The sequence below is a fragment of the Stenotrophomonas sp. 24(2023) genome, assembly GCF_030913365.1.
GTDB lineage: Bacteria > Pseudomonadota > Gammaproteobacteria > Xanthomonadales > Xanthomonadaceae > Stenotrophomonas.
Map to the genome: position 1 here is coordinate 341,971 of NZ_CP133160.1, position 19,203 is coordinate 361,173.

Below are 19,203 nucleotides of genomic sequence, written 5' to 3' on the forward strand. Positions count from 1 at the left end.
GCTACCCGGGCAGACAGCCGAACGCATCCCGACGAACCGGAGAACGCGCGGCCGTAGATCCACGCCATGCGTGGATGGTTCCACCCGCCGGCACGGAATGTTGTAGATCCACGCCATGCGTGGATGGTTCCGCCCGCCGACACGGAACGTTGTAGATCCACGCCATGCGTGGATGCTCTCCACCGGAAACCGGCGATCACTCCTCCCGCCGCAGCCGTCCATCGCGCAGGCGGTAACGGGCATCGACCACGCCTTCGGGCAATGTGTCGTGGGTAATCATCAGCAGGCTGCGACCTTCCAACAGCCCGGCCAGGTCCAGCAGCAGCGCGCGTGCGGTGTCCACATCCAGGCCTTCGGTCGGCTCATCCAGCACCAGGATCGGTGCCTCGCGCAGCAGTGCGCGGGCCAGGGCCAGCCGGCGTGCCTGCCCGGCCGACATCGTCGCGCCGTTCTCGCCCACCCACGTCGCCAACCCGGCATTGGCCCGCGCCCAGTCCGCCAGGCGCACGCGCTGCAGCACCTGCCACAGGCGCGCATCATCGGCCTGCGGATCGCCTATGCGCAGGTTGTCGGCCACGCTGCCGGCGAACACCGGTGCGTTCTGCGGCAGCCACGCCAGCTGGGCATGCCAGGCGCTCTGGCTGAAACGGCGCAGGTCGTGCCCGCCGTAGGTCAGCCGGCCCTGCTGGGGGTCCCACAGGCGCAGCAACAGGCTGGACAAGGTGGTCTTGCCACACCCACTGTCGCCGCCGATGGCGATGCGTTCACCCGGTGCCAACCGCAGGTCCAGCCGTTCCAGCACCGGTCGTGCAGCGCCTGGCCACTGGAAGCACACCTGCTCCCAGCGCAGATCACCACGTGCGGGAACGGGCACCGGCTGCGACGGTTCGTCCACGCTGGGCGGCTGCTCGACGATGTCCTGCAACCGCGCGGCGGCGATACGGCCTGACTGCAGCGATTGCCAGGCCTGCCCCAGGCCGGCCCACAATTCGATGGCCGCCACGGTCAGGAACACCAGCCCGGCCGCCAGCGCGGCATCGATCTGCTGCTGTTCGGCCGCTGACAGCGCCAGCGCGATCATCGCGACCAGGCCCAGGCCCGCCAGCACACCGTGCAGCGTGGTACCGGCCAGCAACCGCCAGCGCCGCCGCCGGTCACGTGCGGCGACCTGCTTGGCCGCCACCCGCACCTTCAGCTGCCAGGCGGCCCCGGCCTGCAATGCGGCCAGATCGCCCGCGCCCTCCAGGCCCTCGAAGGCGGCCGTGCGCAATGCCGTGCGATGCGCGGCACGATCGGCCTCTTCACGGTCGCGACCGCGCACGCCCAGCCACGGCACGGCCACGCCGATGAGTGCTGCCATCACCGCCAGCAGTACGCCGGCCGCCGGCAGGATCAGCGCCGCCGACAGCACGGCCACCATGCTCAACCCGGCCAGCGCCAGCAGCGGACCGATCGCGCGTACCAGCAGCCCGTCCACCTCGCCGATATCGCCGAGCAGGCGCGCCAGCAGATCGCCGGTGCGGGTGCCGCCCAGCCGTGCCGGTGCCAGCGGCAGCGCGCGGCGGAAAAACCACACGCGCAGGTCACGCGCGATGCGCAGGGTAGCGTCGTGGCCGACCAGCTTTTCGAAGTAGCGCGAGACGATGCGTGCCATCGTCAGCCCACGGATGCCCGCCGAGGGCGAAAAGAAATTGAAGCCGTTGCCCAGTCCCGCTGCACCGGCCAGTGCGGCGGCGGTGAGGAAGCCACCGGACAAGCCCAGCAACGCAGTGCCGGCCAGCATCGTGGTCCACAGCAGCAGCACCGTCGGCAGCAGCTGCGGCCGATGGCGGGCAAACACCGCGCGCAGCGAATCACGACGGCCGGTCATGCCTGCTGCCCTCCGGCAGCCGGTGCATCCACGGTTGCGGGCAGCGACAGGCAACCGTCCGCCCAGGCCATCACCACCGGGCTGTGCGTGGCGACCACCACGCAGCGCCCACGCGCATGAGCCGCCAGGCTGCGCAGCAAGGCCGCTTCGGTTTCGTCATCGAGGAAGGCGGTCGGCTCGTCCAGCAGCAGGATCTGCGGATCACGCAGCAGCAGGCGTGCCAGGCCGATGCGCCGTGCCTCGCCCCCGGACAGCCCGAAGCCACGTTCGCCGATCAGCGTATCCAGCCCCTCGGGCAGGCGGTCGGCAAAACGCATCACCTGCGCGGCTTCGGCCACCGCACGCAGGCGTGCATCGCTGGCCCCCGGATCGGCCAAGCGCAGGTTGTCGGCAATGCTGCCGTGGAAAAGATAGGGCCGTTGGCTGGCATAGCCCACGCTCAGCCCCGGGCGTACGCGCACCTGGCCGGCCTGCGGCGGCAACCAGCCGGCCAGTGCTTCCAGCAGCGTGCTCTTGCCACTGCCGCTGGGCCCGACCACGGCCAGGCGCTGGCCCGGCTCAAGTACGAAGGCAAGACCGCGCACGGCATCGCGTGCAGCACCCAGCGGACGCAGCGACAGCCCGACCACCTGCAGCGGCGGTGCAGCCGCCTCGGCCGGCTCAGGCACGGTGTTGGCAACGCCCTCGGCCTCCCCGCCGCGCTCGTCCGCCATTCCCTGCAGCAGGCGCTCCACTTCGGCCGCCGCCGCCAGGGCGTTGGCGCGATCGTGGTAATGCGCTGCCAGCCGCCGCAGCGGTGCATAGAATTCCGGCGCCAGCAACAGGCAGAACAGGCCCGCGCCCAACGTGGGGACCTGCGCATGCAGACGCATCAGGCCCAGATAGCTCAGGCCCAGGTACAGGGCCACCATCGCCACGCTGACCGAGGCGAAGAACTCCAGCACGGTGGACGACAGGAATGCGATGCGCAGCACCTTCAGGGTGCGCGTGCGCACGCCTTCGGCGGCGGCCTCGATGCCGGCCAGCTCGGCCTGGCCACGCCCATACAGGCGCAGCAGGCCCAGGCCCTTGAGGCGATCGGCGAAGTGGCCGCTCATGCGCGCCAGCTCCCCCAGCTGCGCCCGCCCGGCGGCCTCGGCGCCCCATCCGACCAGCATCATGAAGAACGGCACCAGCGGGGCGGTGAACAGCAGGATCACGGCCACCACCCAGTCCACCCACGCCACGGCAGCCAGGATCAGCAACGGCACCACCACCACCTCGGTACGTACCGGCAGGAAGCCGCTGTAATAGCTTTCGATGGCATCGGCATGATGCAGCATCAGCTCGCCCAGTTCACCGGTGCGGCGCTGGCGCAGCCACAACGGGCCGTGGTCCAGCAGCCGGGCGAACACACGCTCACGCAAAGCAAGGCGCGCCGTGTCGGCGACATCACCTGCTGCGGCCTGCACCGCGCTGCCCAGCAGCGCACGCACCACCAGTACCACGGCCAGCCCGAGCAGAACGGGAATGCCGTCACGCAATGGACGATGTTCAACCAGCACGGCCTGCACCAGCCAGGCGATGGCGGCCGCCTGCCCGATCAACAGTGCGCCGGACAGGCTGATGCAGGCCCCGGCCACGCGCTGGCGCCCACGCGCGGCATGGGCCAGTCCGGCCAGCCAGGCCGCGCGGGCACGTCGGATCTGCGTCGTATCCCCCGGTTCCATGGCAGCAGCGGCGGTGGGCGGGTCGGTGGCGGCGGTCAAGATGTCTTCACGAAAGAAATCAGGGGGCCCACGGCATTGTAGGGGCAGGCAGGGGCCTTCCCGTGCGTCATGCGGTCGCAGTTGCCAGCGGGTTGGCCTACGATGTTCCTGTAGGCGCATTCATACATTGATCTGGATCAAGGCTGTTTGAAGTAGTCGGTCACATCATTCACGTCGTAGACCACCCTTCCCGCCACCTGCAACGGCACTATCCACGAGGTAGCCAGGCCATGATTGATTCGACAGTCGTAGAGCTGTCGCGGCTGCAATTCGCGCTGACCGCGATGTACCACTTCCTATTCGTCCCGCTCACCCTCGGCCTGTCCTTCATGGTGGCCATCATGGAGAGCGTGTACGTGATGACCGGCAAGGACATCTGGCGCCGGATGACCCTGTTCTGGGGCGTGCTGTTCGGCATCAACTTCGCCATGGGCGTGGCCACCGGCATCGTCATGGAATTCCAGTTCGGCATGAACTGGTCCTACTACAGCCACTACGTGGGTGACATCTTCGGTGCGCCGCTGGCCATCGAAGGGTTGATGGCCTTCTTCCTGGAAGCCACCTTCGTGGGCCTGTTCTTCTTCGGCTGGAACCGCCTGTCCAAGGTCAAGCACCTGACGGTGACCTGGCTGATGGCGCTGGGCACCAACCTGTCGGCGGTGTGGATCCTGGTCGCCAACGGCTGGATGCAGAACCCCACCGGCGCGGTGTTCAACCCGGACACCATGCGCATGGAAGTCGTGGACTTCATGGCCGTGGTGTTCAACCCGGTGGCGCAGGCCAAGTTCGTGCATACCGTCAGCGCCGGCTACGTGACCGGTGCCGTGTTCGTCATGTCGATCAGTGCCCTGTTCCTGCTGCGCAACAAGCACAAGGATCTGGCCCGCCGCTCGTTCGCGGTGGCCGCCGCCTTCGGCCTGCTGTCCTCGCTGTCGGTGGTGGTGCTGGGTGACGAGAGCGGCTATGCCGCCAGCGAGCACCAGAAGATGAAGCTGGCCGCGATCGAAGCGATGTGGGAAACCGAACGCGCACCGGCCGATTTCACCGCCTTCGGCATCCCCAACCAGCAGACCCACCAGAACGACTACGCGATCAAGGTGCCCTACCTGATGGGCCTGATCGCCACGCGTTCGTTGAACCAGCCGATACCGGGCATCCTGGAGCTGGTGGAGCGCGCCGAGCACCGCGTGCGCGGCGGCCAGCTGGCCTACGGAGCGCTGCAGCGCCTGCGCGCCAACCGCAACGACGTGGAAGCGCGCGAGATGTTCGACCGCCACTGGCAGGACCTGGGCCATGGCCTGCTGCTCAAGCGTTACCGCGAGGACATCCTCAACGCCACGCCGGAACAGATCGCGCAGGCGGCGATGGATACCGTGCCACGGGTGATGCCGCTGTTCTGGACCTTCCGCGTGATGGCCGGACTGGGCTTCTACCTGATCGCCTTCTTCGCCCTGGCCTTCTACTACTCCTGCCGCAACAACTTCCAGGACAAGCCGTGGTTCCTGAAGCTGGCCCTGTGGACGCTGCCGGTGCCGTGGATCGCCATCGAATGCGGCTGGTTCGTGGCCGAGTACGGCCGCCAGCCGTGGGCGGTGGATGGCGTGCTGCCCACCTTCTATGCGGCATCGGGCCTGGCGCTGCATGAAATCCTGCTGACCCTGGCCGGCTTCACCGCCATCTACACCGTGCTGATCGTGGTGGAGATCAAGCTGATGCTCAAGGCGATCCGCAAGGGCCCGGACGAGGTGCTGCCGTCGCTGCAGTCGCCCGCCCCGCATGCTTCCCACAATGCCGCTGCGCCGGCCAACGGCGCCTGAGGCAGGAGAACCACGATGGACTTCATTCTTCTGGACTACACCACGCTGCGCGTGATCTGGTGGCTGCTGCTGGGCGTGCTGCTGATCGGCTTTGCCGTGATGGATGGCTTCGACCTGGGCGTGGGCAGCCTGCTGCCCTTCGTGGCCCGCACCGATGAGGAACGCCGGCTGGTGATCAACACCATCGGCCCGGTCTGGGAAGGCAACCAGGTGTGGCTGATCCTGGGCGGCGGTGCGATCTTCGCCGCCTGGCCGCCGCTGTATGCAGTCAGCTTCTCCGGCTTCTACCTGGCGATGTTCGTGATCCTGTTCGCACTGATCCTGCGCCCGGTCGGCTTCAAGTTCCGCAGCAAGATGCCCAGCCCGCGCTGGCGCGCCACCTGGGACTGGGCGCTGTTCGTCGGCGGCTTCATCCCGGCGCTGATCATGGGCGTGGCAGTGGGCAACGTACTGCTTGGCGTGCCGTTCCACTTCGATGACAGCATGCGCATCTTCTACACCGGTTCGTTCTTCGGCCTGCTGATGCCTTTCGCCCTGCTGGCCGGCCTGCTCAGCGTATCGATGCTGGTGGCCCACGGTGCGGCAATGCTGGTGATCAAGACCGATGGCCCGGTGGCCGAGCGTTCGGCACGCTTTGGCAGCCTTGCCGCGCTGGTGGCCTTCGTGCTGTTCGCTGCGGGCGGTGCCTGGGTGGCCCTCGGCCTGCCCGGCTACCAGATCACCTCGCAGGTGGTCACCGACGGCGCCACCAACCCGCTGCTGAAGACCGCCGAGCTGGGGGCCGCCGGTGGCTGGCTGCGCAACTACAGCGCCATGCCTGCCACGCTGCTGGCACCGGTGGTGGGCCTGCTCGGCCTGCTGGCCAGCGCGGTGCTGCTGCGTGCACGCCGTGGTGGCCTGGCGTTCATCGCCTCCGGTGCGGCCATCGCCGGCATCATCTTCACCGTGGGCTTTGCCATCTTCCCGTTCCTGCTGCCGTCCTCCAGCCAGCCCACCTCCAGCCTGACCGTGTGGGATGCCTCCTCCAGCCACCTGACGCTGTGGATCATGCTGCTGGCCACGGTGATTTTCCTGCCGATCATCCTGGCCTACACCACCTGGGTGTACCGGGTGCTCAAGGGCAAGACCACCCACGACGAAATGGGCAACAACCCCAACGCCTACTGAGGGCGGCCCACCGATATAGGAGACACAACCATGTGGTATTTCGCCTGGATTCTCGGGGCCGGCCTGGCCTCCACGGTGGCCATCCTCAACGGCATGTGGTTCGAAGCCCGCGAGCAGAACCGCATCGAGAAAGAAAACCGTCGTTGAGGTGTAAAAAAACCTTGCCGCCTTGGCCTTCACACGGTATCTTAGGCGGCTCCTTCGGGGTGTAGCTCAGTCTGGTAGAGCGCTACGTTCGGGACGTAGAGGTCGCAGGTTCGAATCCTGTCTCCCCGACCACTTCGGTGGTCGCAATCAAGCCTGGTGACGTCGTCCAGGCTTTTTTGTTCCCTGAAGATCCACCGCTCCGGCAGTGTGAAGGAAACAGCATCCACCCCTTGCCGCCATCGGGGTGAATGGCTAGAATAGGCGGCTCCCTTCGGGGTGTAGCTCAGTCTGGTAGAGCGCTACGTTCGGGACGTAGAGGTCGCAGGTTCGAATCCTGTCTCCCCGACCACTTCGGTGGTTACCAAAGAAGCCTGGAAGACAATTTGTCCTCCGGGTTTTTTTTGTGCCTGCCGTCCGGCACCGGCAACCGGTAGCGGCACGTTCCACCCGATCAGGCACACCGCCGCCCCACCCGGCCGGCCCAGGGTGACAATGACTCGCATACAATAACGATTCTCAGTTCGCCTGATGGGCCTTCGATGCCGCCGCTGTCCCATGCCGACGCTGCCGCCACGGCCACCCTGTACACCGAACACCAGCCCTGGCTGCTCAGCAGCCTGCGCCAGCGCCTGCGCAACCGCGCCGATGCCGAAGACGTGGCCTCGGAAACCTTCCTGCGCGTGATCGCCCGGCAGGGCCTGGATGCCATCGAAGAGCCCCGCGCCTACCTGGGCACCGTGGCCCGCAACGTGCTGACCCAGCGCTGGCGGCGGCGCGAGCTGGAACGTGTCTACCTGGAAGCGCTCGCGCATGCCCCGCCCGCCATGGCCCCCAGCGCCGAGGAACAGGCGTTGCTGCTGGAAACCCTGCACCGCATCGCCCAGGCGCTGGACGGGGTCAGCAGCAAGGCGCGCCGTGCCTTCCTGATGAGCCAGCTGGACGGCCTCACCTACGCGCAGATCGCAGCAACGCTCGGCGTGTCGGTCAGCATGGTGCGGCGCTACATGGCACAGGGGCTGCGCCAGTGCCTGATGGCCACGACGGACTGACCCGGTGCGCGGGCGTGCCATGACCGGCGGTGCCGCACTGGACGCGGCCAGCGAAGCGGCCGTGCAGTGGCTGGTGGAGCTGCGTGGCAATCCCGGCGACGCCGATACCGAGCGCGCCCTGCAGCGCTGGCTGCAGGCCGACCCGCAGCACGCGGCTGCCTGGCAGCGCCTGCAGCGCGCGCTCGGCCAGACCTTCGACGGCATGCAGGCCCTGCCCCCACAGGATGCGCAGCGGAGTGCCCGCGTGGACACCCTGCTGCAGCAGCTGGACCGTCGTGGCCGGCGGCGGCGGCAGGCGCTCGGCGGCCTGCTCTCGCTGGCCGGTGCCGGCCTGGCCGGTGCCTGGGCCGGGCGCCAGCTGGGCCTGCTGCCCGACATGGTGGCCGACCTGCATACCGCCACCCGGCAGCGGCGGCACTGGGCGCTGGCCGATGGCAGCAGCGTGCTGCTGGATGCCCGCTCCTCGGCCGATGTGCAGGCGCACGACGGCACCACCCGCATCGTCCTGCGCGAGGGCCAGCTGATCGCCACGCGCCCGGGCCACGCCGGCCTGCTGCAGGTACGGGACCGGCACGGGCAGATCGACAGCGACGCCGCCGGTGGCAGTCTGCTGCTGCGCCAGGACCGCGACCGCAGCCTGGTGGTCGCTCTGCACCATTCCCTGCGCGTGCTGGCCGGCCCGCATCGCCATGCACTGGCGGCGGGCGAAGGTGCGTGGCTGGACGCCACCGGCATCCACCCGGCCGACGCCGCGCAGAGCGCCCTGGCTGCCGATTGGCGCATCGGCGTGCTCAGCGTGCTCGATACCCCGCTGTCCGAGCTGATCCAGCGCCTGCGCAGCTACCATCCGGGCCTGATCCGCATCAGCGCCGGGGCTGGCCGCCTGCGCGTGTCCGGCCGCTACCCGCTGGATGACACCGCTGCGGTACTGCGGACCCTGGCCCAGACCCTGCCCATCGATGTGCAGGTGCTGTCCGGCGGCTGGCTGGTGCGCATCGAGCAGCGTCGCGACTGATCTGGCCGCCGCGGCAAAAAAAATCCACGCCGGGGTGTCACTTCCGCGCGCTCGCGACTCATACAGGGTGAGCACCTGATGTCCAGGCTGCACGATCCCTTTCCGGAGTGCCCATGTTTTCGATTCTGCGTGGCCAACGCCCTGGCCACCTGCGCGCCCTGCCGCTGTGCCTGGCCCTGGCGCTGGCCGCCCCTGTTGCCGCGGCAGGCGCCGCACCTGCCGGCGGCGCCCAGGCCTTTGACATTCCTGCCCAGCCGCTGGACGCCAGCCTGATGCGCATCGCCAGCCAGGCCGGTATCGCGCTGTCGGTGGACAGCACGCTGCTGCGCGGCCTGCAGAGCGCGCCGGTGCACGGTCAGATGGATGCCGAAGCCGCACTGCGCGCCGCACTCGCGCCGCATCCGCTGGCGCTGGTGCGCACACCGGGCGGCGCCTACAGCATCGCCCGCGTCGCGGCCGGTACAGCAACGGCGGCCGCGCCCCACGCCCGCGCAGCGACCGCCCGTGCCGTGCAGCTCGATACCGTGCGGGTGGAAGCCACCAGCCTGTTCGGCCAGTCCCGACAGCAGGACGTACAGACCTTTGCCGGCGCACGTTCGGTGATCGATTCGCGCACGCTGGCGACCGGCGCGTTCCGGTCACTGGACGATGCCCTGCAGCGCGTGCCGGGCATCCGCATCCTCGATGAGACCGGCACCGGCGTGCTGCCGCAGATCATGCTGCGTGGCCTGTATGAAAGCCGCAGCGGGCGCGTGCAGGTGCTGCATGACGGCATTCCGCTGGCGCTGGCGCCTTACGGCCAGACCAGCCTGTCGCTGTTCCCGGTCAGCATGAACCAGATCGACCGCATCGACGTGGTGCGCGGTGGCGCGGCGGTGCAGTACGGGCCCAACAACGTGGGCGGTGTGATCAACCTGATCAGCAAGCCGATTCCGCAGCAATGGACCACCACCCTGTCCAGCCGCATCACCGCCGGCGGCGCCGGACGCTTCCTGCGCGACAACGCGGTGACCACCGGCGGCTACCTGACCGACACCGTCGGCCTGCAGCTGGATGCGGACTGGCTGAAGGGCCGGTACGGCCGCGAGCACAGCGATACCGACGTCAAGAACGCGCGCCTGCGCGCGGAGTGGGCGCCGTCGGCCCGCACGCTGGTGAAGGCCGACATCAGCCGCTACGTGGCCAACATGGACCTGGCCGGCGCCCTGTCCACCGAGGACTACGCCGCCGGCAGCCGCCGCTCCACCCGCACGCTGGATGAATTCTCCGGCCGCACCACGCGCGCGTCCGTCACGCTGCTGCAGGACCTGGGCCGCTGGGGCCCGTTCGATGCCGCACAACTGGACTGGACCACGTTCAATGCCGACAGTACGCGCAACTTCATCGTCGGCATGCGCCGCGCGGCCACCGAAACGTGGTCCCCGGACCTGCCGCCGCAGCTGCGCCAGAGCGCCCCCCGCGGCTTCAGCATCTTCGGTTCCGAGCCGCGCCTGACCCTGCGCGCCGACGGTGAACGTGTCAGCCACACCATCACCGCAGGTGTGCGCGGCATGCGCGAGGACATCGATTTCATCGTCGGCAACACCGGCCTGGACAACGGCGTGCAGACCCTCGTGCGCGATTGGCGCTTCAAGGACCGGGCTTGGGCAGGTTACGTAAGTGACGCCATCAGCCTGTTCGACCAGCGGCTGACAGTCACCCCCGGCCTGCGCTGGGAACACCTGGATTCGGCCTATTACAACCGCGCCACCGGGGCCAGCACCGACAACCCGATCCGCAACCTGCTGCCCGGGCTGACCGCGGGTTTCCGCTTCAACCCGCACTGGTATGGCTACGTGGACGCGCAGCGTTCGCTGCGCGCCCCGCAGGTCACCCAGATCATCTACGGCAACAACCTCGATTCGGAGCTGGCCTGGAACTACGAAGCCGGCCTGCGCTTCACCCCCTCGCAGGCACTGCAGCTAAGCGCAGCCGCCTACCGCATCGACTTCGACAACCAGATCGAGCTGGACAATACGTCACGTGCCTACGGCAACCTCGGGCGTACCCGCCACCAGGGCGTGGAAGTGGAGGCCCGCTGGCAACCGGCCGCATTGCCGCAGGTCACCTTCAACACCGGCTATACCTACCTGGACGCCACGCTGCGCAGTGGCGTGTACCGGGGCAACACGGTGCCCTACGCGACACGCAACCAGTTCAACATCGGTGCCAGCTGGCAGGGCGAGCACGGCAGCGTCGCGGTGGATGGCTACTACTACAGCGCGTCCTGGTCGGACAAGGCCAACACCGTGGCCGAGAATGCCGTCGGCTCGATCGGCCGCATGCCCGGCTACGCCGTGTGGAATGCCAGGGCCACCCGCGAGCTGGCCCGTGGCCCGGGCGGCAACGTGCTGACCGGCTCGCTGATGGTCAACAACCTGTTCAACCGCCGGTATTTCTTCCGCGGCATCGATACCAGCCCCTGGGGACGCCAGCCGGCGCCGGCCACCACCGTCAGCCTGGGCCTGGAATACAGTTTCTGACCCGGGCCGTGTCCCGCAGGTGACACCCGATGGGCTGCCCCGCCCATCCATGCCACGTACAATGGGTACAGCCCCGCCCCGCGCGGGGCATCTCCCACCTGCCGCACCGGCGCTGCCCGGTGCCGCCGCTGTACGCCGATGATGCGGCGTGCGCCACCTGCAAGGACACACGATGCCCACGTCTTCCTCCGCCTCGCCGTCGCTGCTGCACGGCCGGGCCCTCGCCTTCGTGGCGATCCTTCTCGCTGCGGTCAACCTGCGTACCGCGGTCACCTCGGTCACCCCGCTGCTGGACGTGCTGGGCCAGCAGTTCGGCTTCGGCACCACCATGACCGGTGTACTGGGCATGCTGCCGACCGCCTCGTTCGCCCTGTTCGGCGTGCTTACCCCGGCCATCGCACGGCGCCTGGGGCTGGAACGCACCACGCTGCTGGCCATGGGGCTGGCCGCGCTGGGCCTGCTGCTGCGCTCGGCGTCGGTCGGCGTGGGCAGCCTGCTGTTCGGATCGGTGGTCGCCCTGGCCGGCATGGGCATCGGCAACGTGGTCGTGCCCCCGCTGGTGAAGCGTTACTTCGCCAACCGGGTCGGCACGCTCAGTACCTTCTACATCAGCGTGCTGCAGCTGGGCACCATGACCCCGGCACTGCTGGCGGTGCCCCTGGCCAACAGCGCCGGCTGGCGCGTATCGCTGGGGGTGTGGGCGCTGCTGGCGCTGGCCGCCGCCCTGCCTTGGCTGCTGCTGGCGCTGCGCGCGCCACGCCCGGAAGCGGCCACCGCCGCCACCGATCCATCACTGGCACCGCACGGCAAGGTCTGGCGCACCTCACTGGGCTGGGGCATGACGCTGATGTTCGGCATGACCTCGCTGATGACCTATTCGATGTTCACCTGGCTGCCCCGCATCGTGGTCGAAGCGGGTGGCTCGCCGGCCTTCGGCGGCGTGATGGTGGCGGTGTTCTCGGCGCTGGGCCTGTTGCCATCGCTGCTGATTCCTTCACTGGCGGTACGCCTGCAGAATCCGTTCCCGCTGGTGCTGATCGGCTTCTGTGCCTTCCTGGTGGCCTTTGCCGGCCTGCATTGGGCGCCGATGGCCGCACCGCTGCTGTGGGCCTGCCTGCTCGGCGTCGGCCCGTCCACCTTCCCACTGGCACTGACCCTGATCAACCTGCGCACGCGCACGCCGACCGGCTCGGCAGCGCTGTCCGGCTTCATGCAGGGGGTGGGCTATGCCCTGAGCTGCCTGGGCCCCTTCCTGGTCGGCTGGCTGCACACGGTCAGCGCTGGCTGGACCCTGCCCTTTGCCTTCCTGCTGTGCTGCGCCCTGGTGATGCTGGGCGCCGCCTGGGTGGCCTGCAAGCCACGCAAGCTCGAAGACGTCTGGTGACGCCTGGAGGCCCCGTTGGCCGGCTGCGGCGGGCTACCGGGGCCTCTACACAGAACGCCTGCACCCGCTGACGTACCGTGTTCCCGCCGTGCCCGCCCGGCACGGCCGATGGGCATGGGCCAGCCATGGCCGCGCCCATCGCGGACACCAGCACCGGCGGGGATGTGATGGGATCGAACGACCAACGGCAGTACCCGCCCCCTGGATGGCGAACGCCAGCACTGGCGCCGGCCCGATGGGGGGAGTAGAGTTTAATTGTGACCTACGTCACATTTTTAGCTCCATTCAGGTAAGGATGCTCGGGGGGTAACATGGCAGCACTTCGTCCGCTGGCGCTTGGCGTCGGCCTGGTCTGCACGGCGATGGCGGCATCGCTGCAGGCGGCACCGCCGCCGGTGTCCACACGCGCCGACCGCCTGGCCGAGATCGGCCAGTACCGCGACAAGGCGCAATGGGTCGACGCGCTGGCCGCGATCGAGCGCGCGCAACGTGTCGAACCCAACGATGACCTGCTGTACAAGCTGCAGGTCCTGACCCTGGGTGACATCGGCAACGCCAGCCGTGCCTGGCAGCTGTACCAGGCCCGCCCGGACCTTTTCGATGCCGACCAGAAGGCACGCCTGGAATCGGACTATCTGGCCAAGCGGATCAACTGGAGCCTGGCCTACGGGGAAACCGAAGACACCCGGCTGGACGAGGCCGCAGCCACCCTGGCGGAAATGGACCGGCTGGCCGCCCGTGACGGCACGACGGTCGCACAGGCGCCGCTGCGCGTCCGCCTGGACCGGCTGATCCTGCTCAACCGCCTGTCGCGCCACGCACAGGTGCGTGAGGAAGCACAGGCATTGCAGCGCGAGGGCCATGCCCTGCCCGACTACGTGCTGGCGGCAGTGGGCGATTCGATGATGGCCACCCAGCACCCGGAAGAGGCCATCCCGCTGCTGGAGGCCGCAGCGAAGCATGACCCCTCGCGCTTCGAGACACGCTCGGAACTGGCCTATGCCTATCTGGAAACCGAGCAGGCCGAGAAAGCGATCAGCTACCTGCAGGCCTGGCAGAAGGACGAACCGGCGTGGCGCTGGGGCGGTGGCAAGAACCCCTTCGCCAACTGGGCACGCTACGAAGCCGATGTGAACCTGGCGATGATCCGCGCCTACAGCGGCGACCTGCCCACCGCCCAGCGCGAACTGGAAGCGCTGGTGGACGTCGGCCCGGGCAACGGTGGCCTGCAGACGGCCCTGGGCAGCGTCTACCAGATGCGCGGCTGGCCGCGGCGGGCACTGGAACGCCACCAGATGGCCTACACCCTGGACCCGCGCGATGTGGCGCCACGCATCGGCATGCAGGAATCGTACGTGCAGCTGCAGCGTGACGACCTGGCCCGCCCGCTGCATGACGATCTGCTGCAGCGCTATCCCACCCAGCCGGCCGTGCAGCGCATGGACCGCGAATGGCGTGCGCACCGTGGCTGGCAGCTGCAGGCCATGGTCGAGGGCGGGCGCAGTTCCGGCGGTGGCGGCACCTCGCCGCTGGGCAATGATGACCTGCACTACGGCATGGAAGTGGCCTCGCCACTGCTGGATGACCGCTGGCGCGCGTTCGCCTTCTTCGACCGCCGCTCGGTCACCTTCCAGGACCAGAAGATCCACCCGCTGTGGCTCGGCGCGGGCCTGCGCTACCGCTTCGACCGCCTCGATGCCGAAGCGGCCGTGCTGCGCCCCAATGACAGCATCGGCGATACCGGCCTGCGCGGTGCGCTCGGCTGGCAGTTCAACGATCACTGGCACGCCGGCGTGACCGCCGCGCGCAATGACCCGGAAGCCTCGATGCAGGCCCGCGTGGCCGGCATCACCGCCGACAGCGTGGCACTGGCGGTGGACTATGTCCGCGATGAACGCACGCATTGGCGCATCGGCGGCAGCCAGTTCCGCTACGACGATGGCAACCGCCGCGACACGCTCAACACCGCCATCGAGCAGCGCCTGCTGACCCGCCCGCGGCTGCTGGTCGATGGGCTGGGCAGCCTCTACACCAGCCGTGGCAGCCGCGATGACGTGCCCTACTTCAATCCCTCGCGCGACCGTTCGGTGGACATCGGCATCCGCGTGGACCAGCAGCTGTGGCGGCGCTACGAGCGGCACTTCCGCCATCGCCTGACCGTCTCCCTGGGCGACTACTGGCAGCAGGGCTATGGCAGTTCGCTGATCCCCACGGTGGCCTACCGCCACGAATGGCAGTTCGGCACCGGGCGGATCCTGGAATACGGCGTCAGCTGGTCACGGCCGGTCTACGACGGCCGACGCGAACGTCACATCGGCTTCGATGCCGTGCTGCGCTGGGGGGAATGAGATGGAACGGATGCTTCGCTGCCTGATGACCTCCCTGCTGCTGGGCCTGCTGGCCCTGGCAGTTCCCGCGATGGCCGCCCGGCCGGCCACCGAACTGGATGCCACCGACAACGGCCTGCTGATACTCAGCTACCACGACGTGCGCGATGACGTGCGCGAGAAATCCGACGCCGACGCCTACGCGGTGAGCACGCAGAATTTCGCGGCGCACCTGGACTGGCTGTCCACGCATGGCTACCACCCGGTGTCCCTGTCGCAGCTGGTCAAGGCATCGCGCGGTGAAGCCAGCCTGCCGCCACGGCCGGTGCTGCTGACCTTCGATGACGGCCTGCGCAGCGTCTACACCCGCGTGTTCCCACTGCTGCAGGCCTACAACTACCCTGCGCTGGTGGCGGTGATCACCGACTATGTCGACATGGCACCGGGGCGCACCATCGACTATGGCTACCGCCCGTTCGGCCACGATGACTTCCTGACCTGGGACCAGCTGCGGGAGATGCAGCGCAGCGGCCTGATCGAGCTGGCCAGCCATACCGACAACCTGCACCACGGCGTGCAGTCCAACCCGCAGGGCAACCAGACACCGGCGGTGATCACCCGCATCTACGACCCGGCCAGCCAGCACTATGAAACCGACCAGGCCTATGAAAAACGCCTGCGCGACGACCTTGGCCGCAGCGTGCAGCGCATCCAGAAGGAACTGGGCGTGCGCCCGCAGGCGATCGTATGGCCCTACGCGGCCTACAACCAGCTGAGCAACGACATCGCCGAGCAGCTGGGCATGCCGGTGTCGTTCGACCTGGAAGGCCGCAGCACGCCGGTCAGCCGTGATCTGCATGGGCTGGCGCGCCTGCTGGTGACCGGCAATCCCAACGTCACCTCGCTGGCGTTCGAACTGCGCCGCGATGTCAGCCTGGACGGCACCCGCGCGCTGCAGATCGATCTGGATGCGGTGTACGACGCCGACCCGGCGCAGCAGGCCCGCAACCTGGACAGGCTGATCGAGCGGGTCAAGCGGGTCGGCCCGACCCACGTCTACCTGCAGGCCTTCGCCGACCCGGACGGCAACAACACCGCCGATGCGCTGTACTTCCCCAACCGGCACCTGCCGATGCGCGCGGACCTGTTCAACCGCGTGGCGTGGCAGCTGAAGACCCGTGCCGGGGTGAAGGTGTTCGCCTGGCTGCCGGTGCTGGGCTATGAGCTGCCCGACCCCGCCCAGCGTGACGCGCTGGGCATTGCCAGCCCCGAGCACGATGGCATGTACCGGCTGGATTTCACCCGGCCGCAGGCCCGGCAGATCATCAAGGACATCTACGAAGACCTGGCCATCAATTCCTATTTTGAAGGCCTGCTGTTCCACGACGATGCCTATGTGCGTGACACCGAACTGGCGCAGCTGCCGCAGGAAGGCGCCGATGGCGGCCGCACCCGTGCGCTGATCGATTTCACCCTGGAACTGCGCGACACCGCCCAGCGCTGGCGGCCCAAGCTGGGCACCGTGCGCAACCTGTACGCGCAGCCGGTGCTGGAACCGCAGAGTGCGGCGTGGTTCGCCCAGCGCCTGGACCTGTTCAACCAGGCCTACGACCGCACCGCGCTGATGGCGATGCCGTGGATGGAAGGCAGCCGCCGCCCCGAGCGCTGGCTGGACCGCCTGGTCGCTGCCGTGCGCCAGCACGACCCGGCGCTGGAACATACGATGTTCGAGCTGCAGACCGTCGACTGGCGCACGCAGACGCCGATCGACGGTCAGCGCCTGCGCGCGCAGGTGCGCCGGCTGCAGGCGCAGGGCGTGCGCCATTTCGCGTGGTACCCGGACGATTTCATCGCCGACAAGCCGTCGACCGCGGATGCCCGTGCGGCGATGTCCGCGCGCAACTTCCCGTACCCGGAGAAGTGACATGGACATGAGCCCCTGGCTGTATGCCCTGTTCCAGTTCGCCTTCTTCTACCCCATGGTGATGGCGTTCTTCTGGATGTCCGGCGGCCTGTACTACTTCTTCCGTCGCGAACGCAGATCACGTCCGCGCAACGATCCGCCACCGATGGCCGAGTATCCCTTCGCCAGCCTGCTGATTCCCTGCCACAACGAATCGGAGAACCTGGACGACACCCTCGGTGCGGCCCTGGCCCAGCGCTACCCGGATTTCGAGGTCATCGCGATCAATGATGGCAGCCGCGACGATACCGGCGCGCGCCTGGATGCCCTGGCGGCGATCCACCCGCGGCTGCGCGTGGTGCACCTGGACCGCAACCTGGGCAAGGCCAACGCATTGCGCATGGGCGCCCTGGCTGCACGGTCGGAGTACCTGGTGTGCATCGATGGCGATGCGATGCTGGAAGAGTTCGCGATGCACTGGATGGTCTGGCACCTGACCAGCGGCCCACGGGTCGGTGCGGTCACCGGCAACCCGCGCATCCGCAACCGCTCCACCCTGCTGGGCCGCCTGCAGGTGGCCGAGTTCTCCTCGATCATCGGCATGATCAAGCGCGCCCAGCGCGTCTACGGCCGCATCTTCACCGTGTCCGGGGTGATCGCCGCCTTCCGGCGGACCGCCCTGCACCGCATCGGCTACTGGGCCGATGACATGGTGACCGAGGACATCGACATCAGCTGGCGCCTGCAGCTGGATCATTGGGACATCCGCTACGAGCCCAACGCGCTGTGCTTCATCCTGATGCCGGAAACGCTGAAAGGCCTGTGGCGGCAGCGCCTGCGCTGGGCCCAAGGGGGCGTGGAAGTGCTGCTGCGCCATGGCGCATCGCTGTTCAGCTGGCGCAAGCGGCGCATGTGGGGCGTGCTGCTGGAATACATCCTGAGCGTGATGTGGGCCTACACCATGCTGCTCATCATCGTGCTGTGGGCGCTGGGCAAATTCGTCACCCTGCCCGCCCCGCTGTACATCGATACGCTGCTGCCGCAGTGGCATGGCGTGATCCTGGCACTGGTGTGCCTGCTGCAGTTCGCCAGCAGCCTGATCATTGATCGTCGTTACGAAACGCACATTGGACGCAACTACTTCTGGGTCATCTGGTACCCGATGGCGTACTGGTTGATCAGCCTGTTCACCACCCTGGTGGCCTTGCCGAAGACGCTGTTCAAGCGCCGCGGCAAGCGCGCCACCTGGGTCAGCCCGGACCGGGGGATACGATGAACGCGACCCGACAGACCACCGCGAAGAAGCCGTCCAACCGTTTCGATTCGCGCCTGATCCAGAAACCGCGCCAGCAGCCGCGCCTGCAGCGCACGGCCTGGGGCTTTGTCACCCTGGCCTTCTGGGGGTTCTACTTCTACCTGTGGGCGCCGCTGGTCACCCTGATTTCCTGGATGCTGGGCGGGCACATGGCCTGGCTGCAGCTGTACGAACACAAGCAGAAGCTCGATCCGTTCCTGGTCATTGCCCTGCCGTTGATCCTGCTGTGCTGCGCGGTGGCGCTGATCGCCTGGGCCGAGTACAACCGCATGCGCTTTGCCGGCAAGGAACGGCGCTGCCCGCGGGTGGATGCGACCCGTGAGGAGATCGCGCAGCGGCTGGGGGCCAGCCCGGTGCTGGCCGAGCAGCTGTTCGGTGCCAAGGCGGTGACGTTGCACATGGATGAGAACGCACGGCCGGTGGGGCTGACCGCACAGCCGTTGCTGTAGCGGTGGGGGTGTTTGCAGGGCTGCGCCCTGCACCTGCTGAAGCCTCGAAGCCAGGGCTGGAGCCAGAGCAAAAGCGGGTTTCCTGAAGGATGGCGGGGTGGGTCCGGTGGCAGGGGACGCCGTAAACCCATCCTTGGGGGCTTGGTCGCCGCATCCATGCGGCTCACACCCCTGCCACCGGACCCACCCCGCCTTCGACAGTTTCCTGCGATCTGTTGTAGATCCACGCCATGCGTGGATCCATCCCAATCGAAATCGAATATTTCGATGATTCACCGAAAAGCATCCACGCATGGCGTGGATCTACCCGATCGCGGAAATCTGTCAGAGGTGGGGCGGTGTGGGCTTGCAGGACCGCAGGCGCCATGGATGGCGCCTACGAGCCCCCATGGATGGGTTTACGGCGTGTCCTGCAAGCCCACACCGCCACGCCAACCCACGGAACGCCCGCTGTTGCTGTTGCTTGAAGCTTCTGCAGGTGCAGGGCGCA

At 68.1% G+C, this 19,203-nt stretch carries 13 protein-coding genes and 2 tRNA genes; 13 read left to right on the forward strand and 2 right to left on the reverse strand.

The window, feature by feature from the left end; translation table 11 throughout:
• Positions 1 to 196: 196 nt before the first annotated feature.
• Together cydC and cydD are read right to left on the reverse strand one after the other, a co-directional pair.
• Positions 197 to 1,870, reverse strand: coding sequence for a thiol reductant ABC exporter subunit CydC (gene cydC, locus Q9R17_RS01555; protein WP_308156717.1), 1,674 nt, complete (start codon positions 1,868 to 1,870; stop codon positions 197 to 199).
• The gene (cydD, locus tag Q9R17_RS01560; RefSeq protein WP_308158401.1) at positions 1,867 to 3,579 is read right to left on the reverse strand and encodes a thiol reductant ABC exporter subunit CydD; all 1,713 of its coding nucleotides are present in this window, start codon (positions 3,577 to 3,579) and stop codon (positions 1,867 to 1,869) included. The genes cydC and cydD overlap by 4 nt, the downstream gene beginning before the upstream one ends.
• Positions 3,580 to 3,848: 269 nt before the next feature.
• On the opposite strand from cydD, the gene Q9R17_RS01565 reads away from it, so the two are divergent.
• The 13 genes from Q9R17_RS01565 (at position 3,849) to pgaD (ending at position 18,713) form a co-directional block, all read left to right on the forward strand.
• A complete protein-coding gene (locus Q9R17_RS01565; RefSeq protein WP_308156718.1) occupies positions 3,849 to 5,435 on the forward strand; it encodes a cytochrome ubiquinol oxidase subunit I in 1,587 nt (528 codons plus the stop codon).
• Between the two features lie 15 nt (positions 5,436 to 5,450).
• Positions 5,451 to 6,602 (forward strand): cytochrome d ubiquinol oxidase subunit II, encoded by a 1,152-nt coding sequence (gene cydB / locus Q9R17_RS01570; RefSeq protein WP_308156719.1) that lies wholly within the window; start codon positions 5,451 to 5,453, stop codon positions 6,600 to 6,602.
• Positions 6,603 to 6,632: 30 nt separating this feature from the next.
• Positions 6,633 to 6,749 carry a cytochrome bd-I oxidase subunit CydX gene (gene cydX / locus Q9R17_RS01575; protein WP_005410354.1) on the forward strand — a complete coding sequence of 39 codons (117 nt, stop codon included), beginning with the start codon at positions 6,633 to 6,635 and terminating at the stop codon, positions 6,747 to 6,749.
• A gap of 55 nt (positions 6,750 to 6,804) precedes the next feature.
• A tRNA-Pro gene (locus tag Q9R17_RS01580) sits at positions 6,805 to 6,881 on the forward strand.
• A gap of 140 nt (positions 6,882 to 7,021) precedes the next feature.
• A tRNA-Pro gene (locus Q9R17_RS01585) sits at positions 7,022 to 7,098 on the forward strand.
• A gap of 190 nt (positions 7,099 to 7,288) precedes the next feature.
• Positions 7,289 to 7,798: a sigma-70 family RNA polymerase sigma factor gene (locus tag Q9R17_RS01590; protein WP_308156720.1), complete on the forward strand. Its 510-nt coding sequence runs from the start codon at positions 7,289 to 7,291 to the stop codon at positions 7,796 to 7,798.
• A gap of 4 nt (positions 7,799 to 7,802) precedes the next feature.
• Entirely contained in the window at positions 7,803 to 8,813 is a 1,011-nt protein-coding gene (locus Q9R17_RS01595) for a DUF4880 domain-containing protein (protein WP_308156721.1), read from the forward strand.
• A 113-nt stretch (positions 8,814 to 8,926) separates the two neighbouring features.
• Positions 8,927 to 11,335: a TonB-dependent siderophore receptor gene (locus Q9R17_RS01600; RefSeq protein ID WP_308156722.1), complete on the forward strand. Its 2,409-nt coding sequence runs from the start codon at positions 8,927 to 8,929 to the stop codon at positions 11,333 to 11,335.
• Between the two features lie 172 nt (positions 11,336 to 11,507).
• Complete coding sequence (locus Q9R17_RS01605) at positions 11,508 to 12,719, forward strand: MFS transporter (protein ID WP_308156723.1); 1,212 nt, start codon at positions 11,508 to 11,510, stop codon at positions 12,717 to 12,719.
• Between the two features lie 311 nt (positions 12,720 to 13,030).
• Positions 13,031 to 15,067 (forward strand): poly-beta-1,6 N-acetyl-D-glucosamine export porin PgaA, encoded by a 2,037-nt coding sequence (gene pgaA, locus Q9R17_RS01610; protein ID WP_308156724.1) that lies wholly within the window; start codon positions 13,031 to 13,033, stop codon positions 15,065 to 15,067.
• Positions 15,068 to 15,077: 10 nt separating this feature from the next.
• A complete protein-coding gene (gene pgaB, locus Q9R17_RS01615; RefSeq protein WP_308158402.1) occupies positions 15,078 to 16,970 on the forward strand; it encodes a poly-beta-1,6-N-acetyl-D-glucosamine N-deacetylase PgaB in 1,893 nt (630 codons plus the stop codon).
• 1 nt (position 16,971) lies between these two features.
• Positions 16,972 to 18,225, forward strand: coding sequence for a poly-beta-1,6-N-acetyl-D-glucosamine synthase (gene pgaC, locus Q9R17_RS01620; protein WP_308156725.1), 1,254 nt, complete (start codon positions 16,972 to 16,974; stop codon positions 18,223 to 18,225).
• Positions 18,222 to 18,713 carry a poly-beta-1,6-N-acetyl-D-glucosamine biosynthesis protein PgaD gene (gene pgaD, locus Q9R17_RS01625; RefSeq protein WP_308156726.1) on the forward strand — a complete coding sequence of 164 codons (492 nt, stop codon included), beginning with the start codon at positions 18,222 to 18,224 and terminating at the stop codon, positions 18,711 to 18,713. The genes pgaC and pgaD overlap by 4 nt, the downstream gene beginning before the upstream one ends.
• Positions 18,714 to 19,203: the final 490 nt, after the last annotated feature.

Coding starts and splice junctions, on each gene's coding strand:
- Q9R17_RS01590 (WP_308156720.1), top strand. CDS start 7,289: ATGCCGCCGCTGTCCCATGCCGACGCTGCCGCCACGGCCACCCTGTAC.
- pgaB (WP_308158402.1), top strand. CDS start 15,078: ATGCTTCGCTGCCTGATGACCTCCCTGCTGCTGGGCCTGCTGGCCCTG.
- cydC (WP_308156717.1), bottom strand. CDS start 1,870: ATGACCGGCCGTCGTGATTCGCTGCGCGCGGTGTTTGCCCGCCATCGG.
- cydD (WP_308158401.1), bottom strand. CDS start 3,579: ATGGAACCGGGGGATACGACGCAGATCCGACGTGCCCGCGCGGCCTGG.
- pgaC (WP_308156725.1), top strand. CDS start 16,972: ATGGACATGAGCCCCTGGCTGTATGCCCTGTTCCAGTTCGCCTTCTTC.
- pgaA (WP_308156724.1), top strand. CDS start 13,031: ATGGCAGCACTTCGTCCGCTGGCGCTTGGCGTCGGCCTGGTCTGCACG.
- Q9R17_RS01600 (WP_308156722.1), top strand. CDS start 8,927: ATGTTTTCGATTCTGCGTGGCCAACGCCCTGGCCACCTGCGCGCCCTG.
- cydX (WP_005410354.1), top strand. CDS start 6,633: ATGTGGTATTTCGCCTGGATTCTCGGGGCCGGCCTGGCCTCCACGGTG.
- Q9R17_RS01605 (WP_308156723.1), top strand. CDS start 11,508: ATGCCCACGTCTTCCTCCGCCTCGCCGTCGCTGCTGCACGGCCGGGCC.
- cydB (WP_308156719.1), top strand. CDS start 5,451: ATGGACTTCATTCTTCTGGACTACACCACGCTGCGCGTGATCTGGTGG.
- pgaD (WP_308156726.1), top strand. CDS start 18,222: ATGAACGCGACCCGACAGACCACCGCGAAGAAGCCGTCCAACCGTTTC.
- Q9R17_RS01565 (WP_308156718.1), top strand. CDS start 3,849: ATGATTGATTCGACAGTCGTAGAGCTGTCGCGGCTGCAATTCGCGCTG.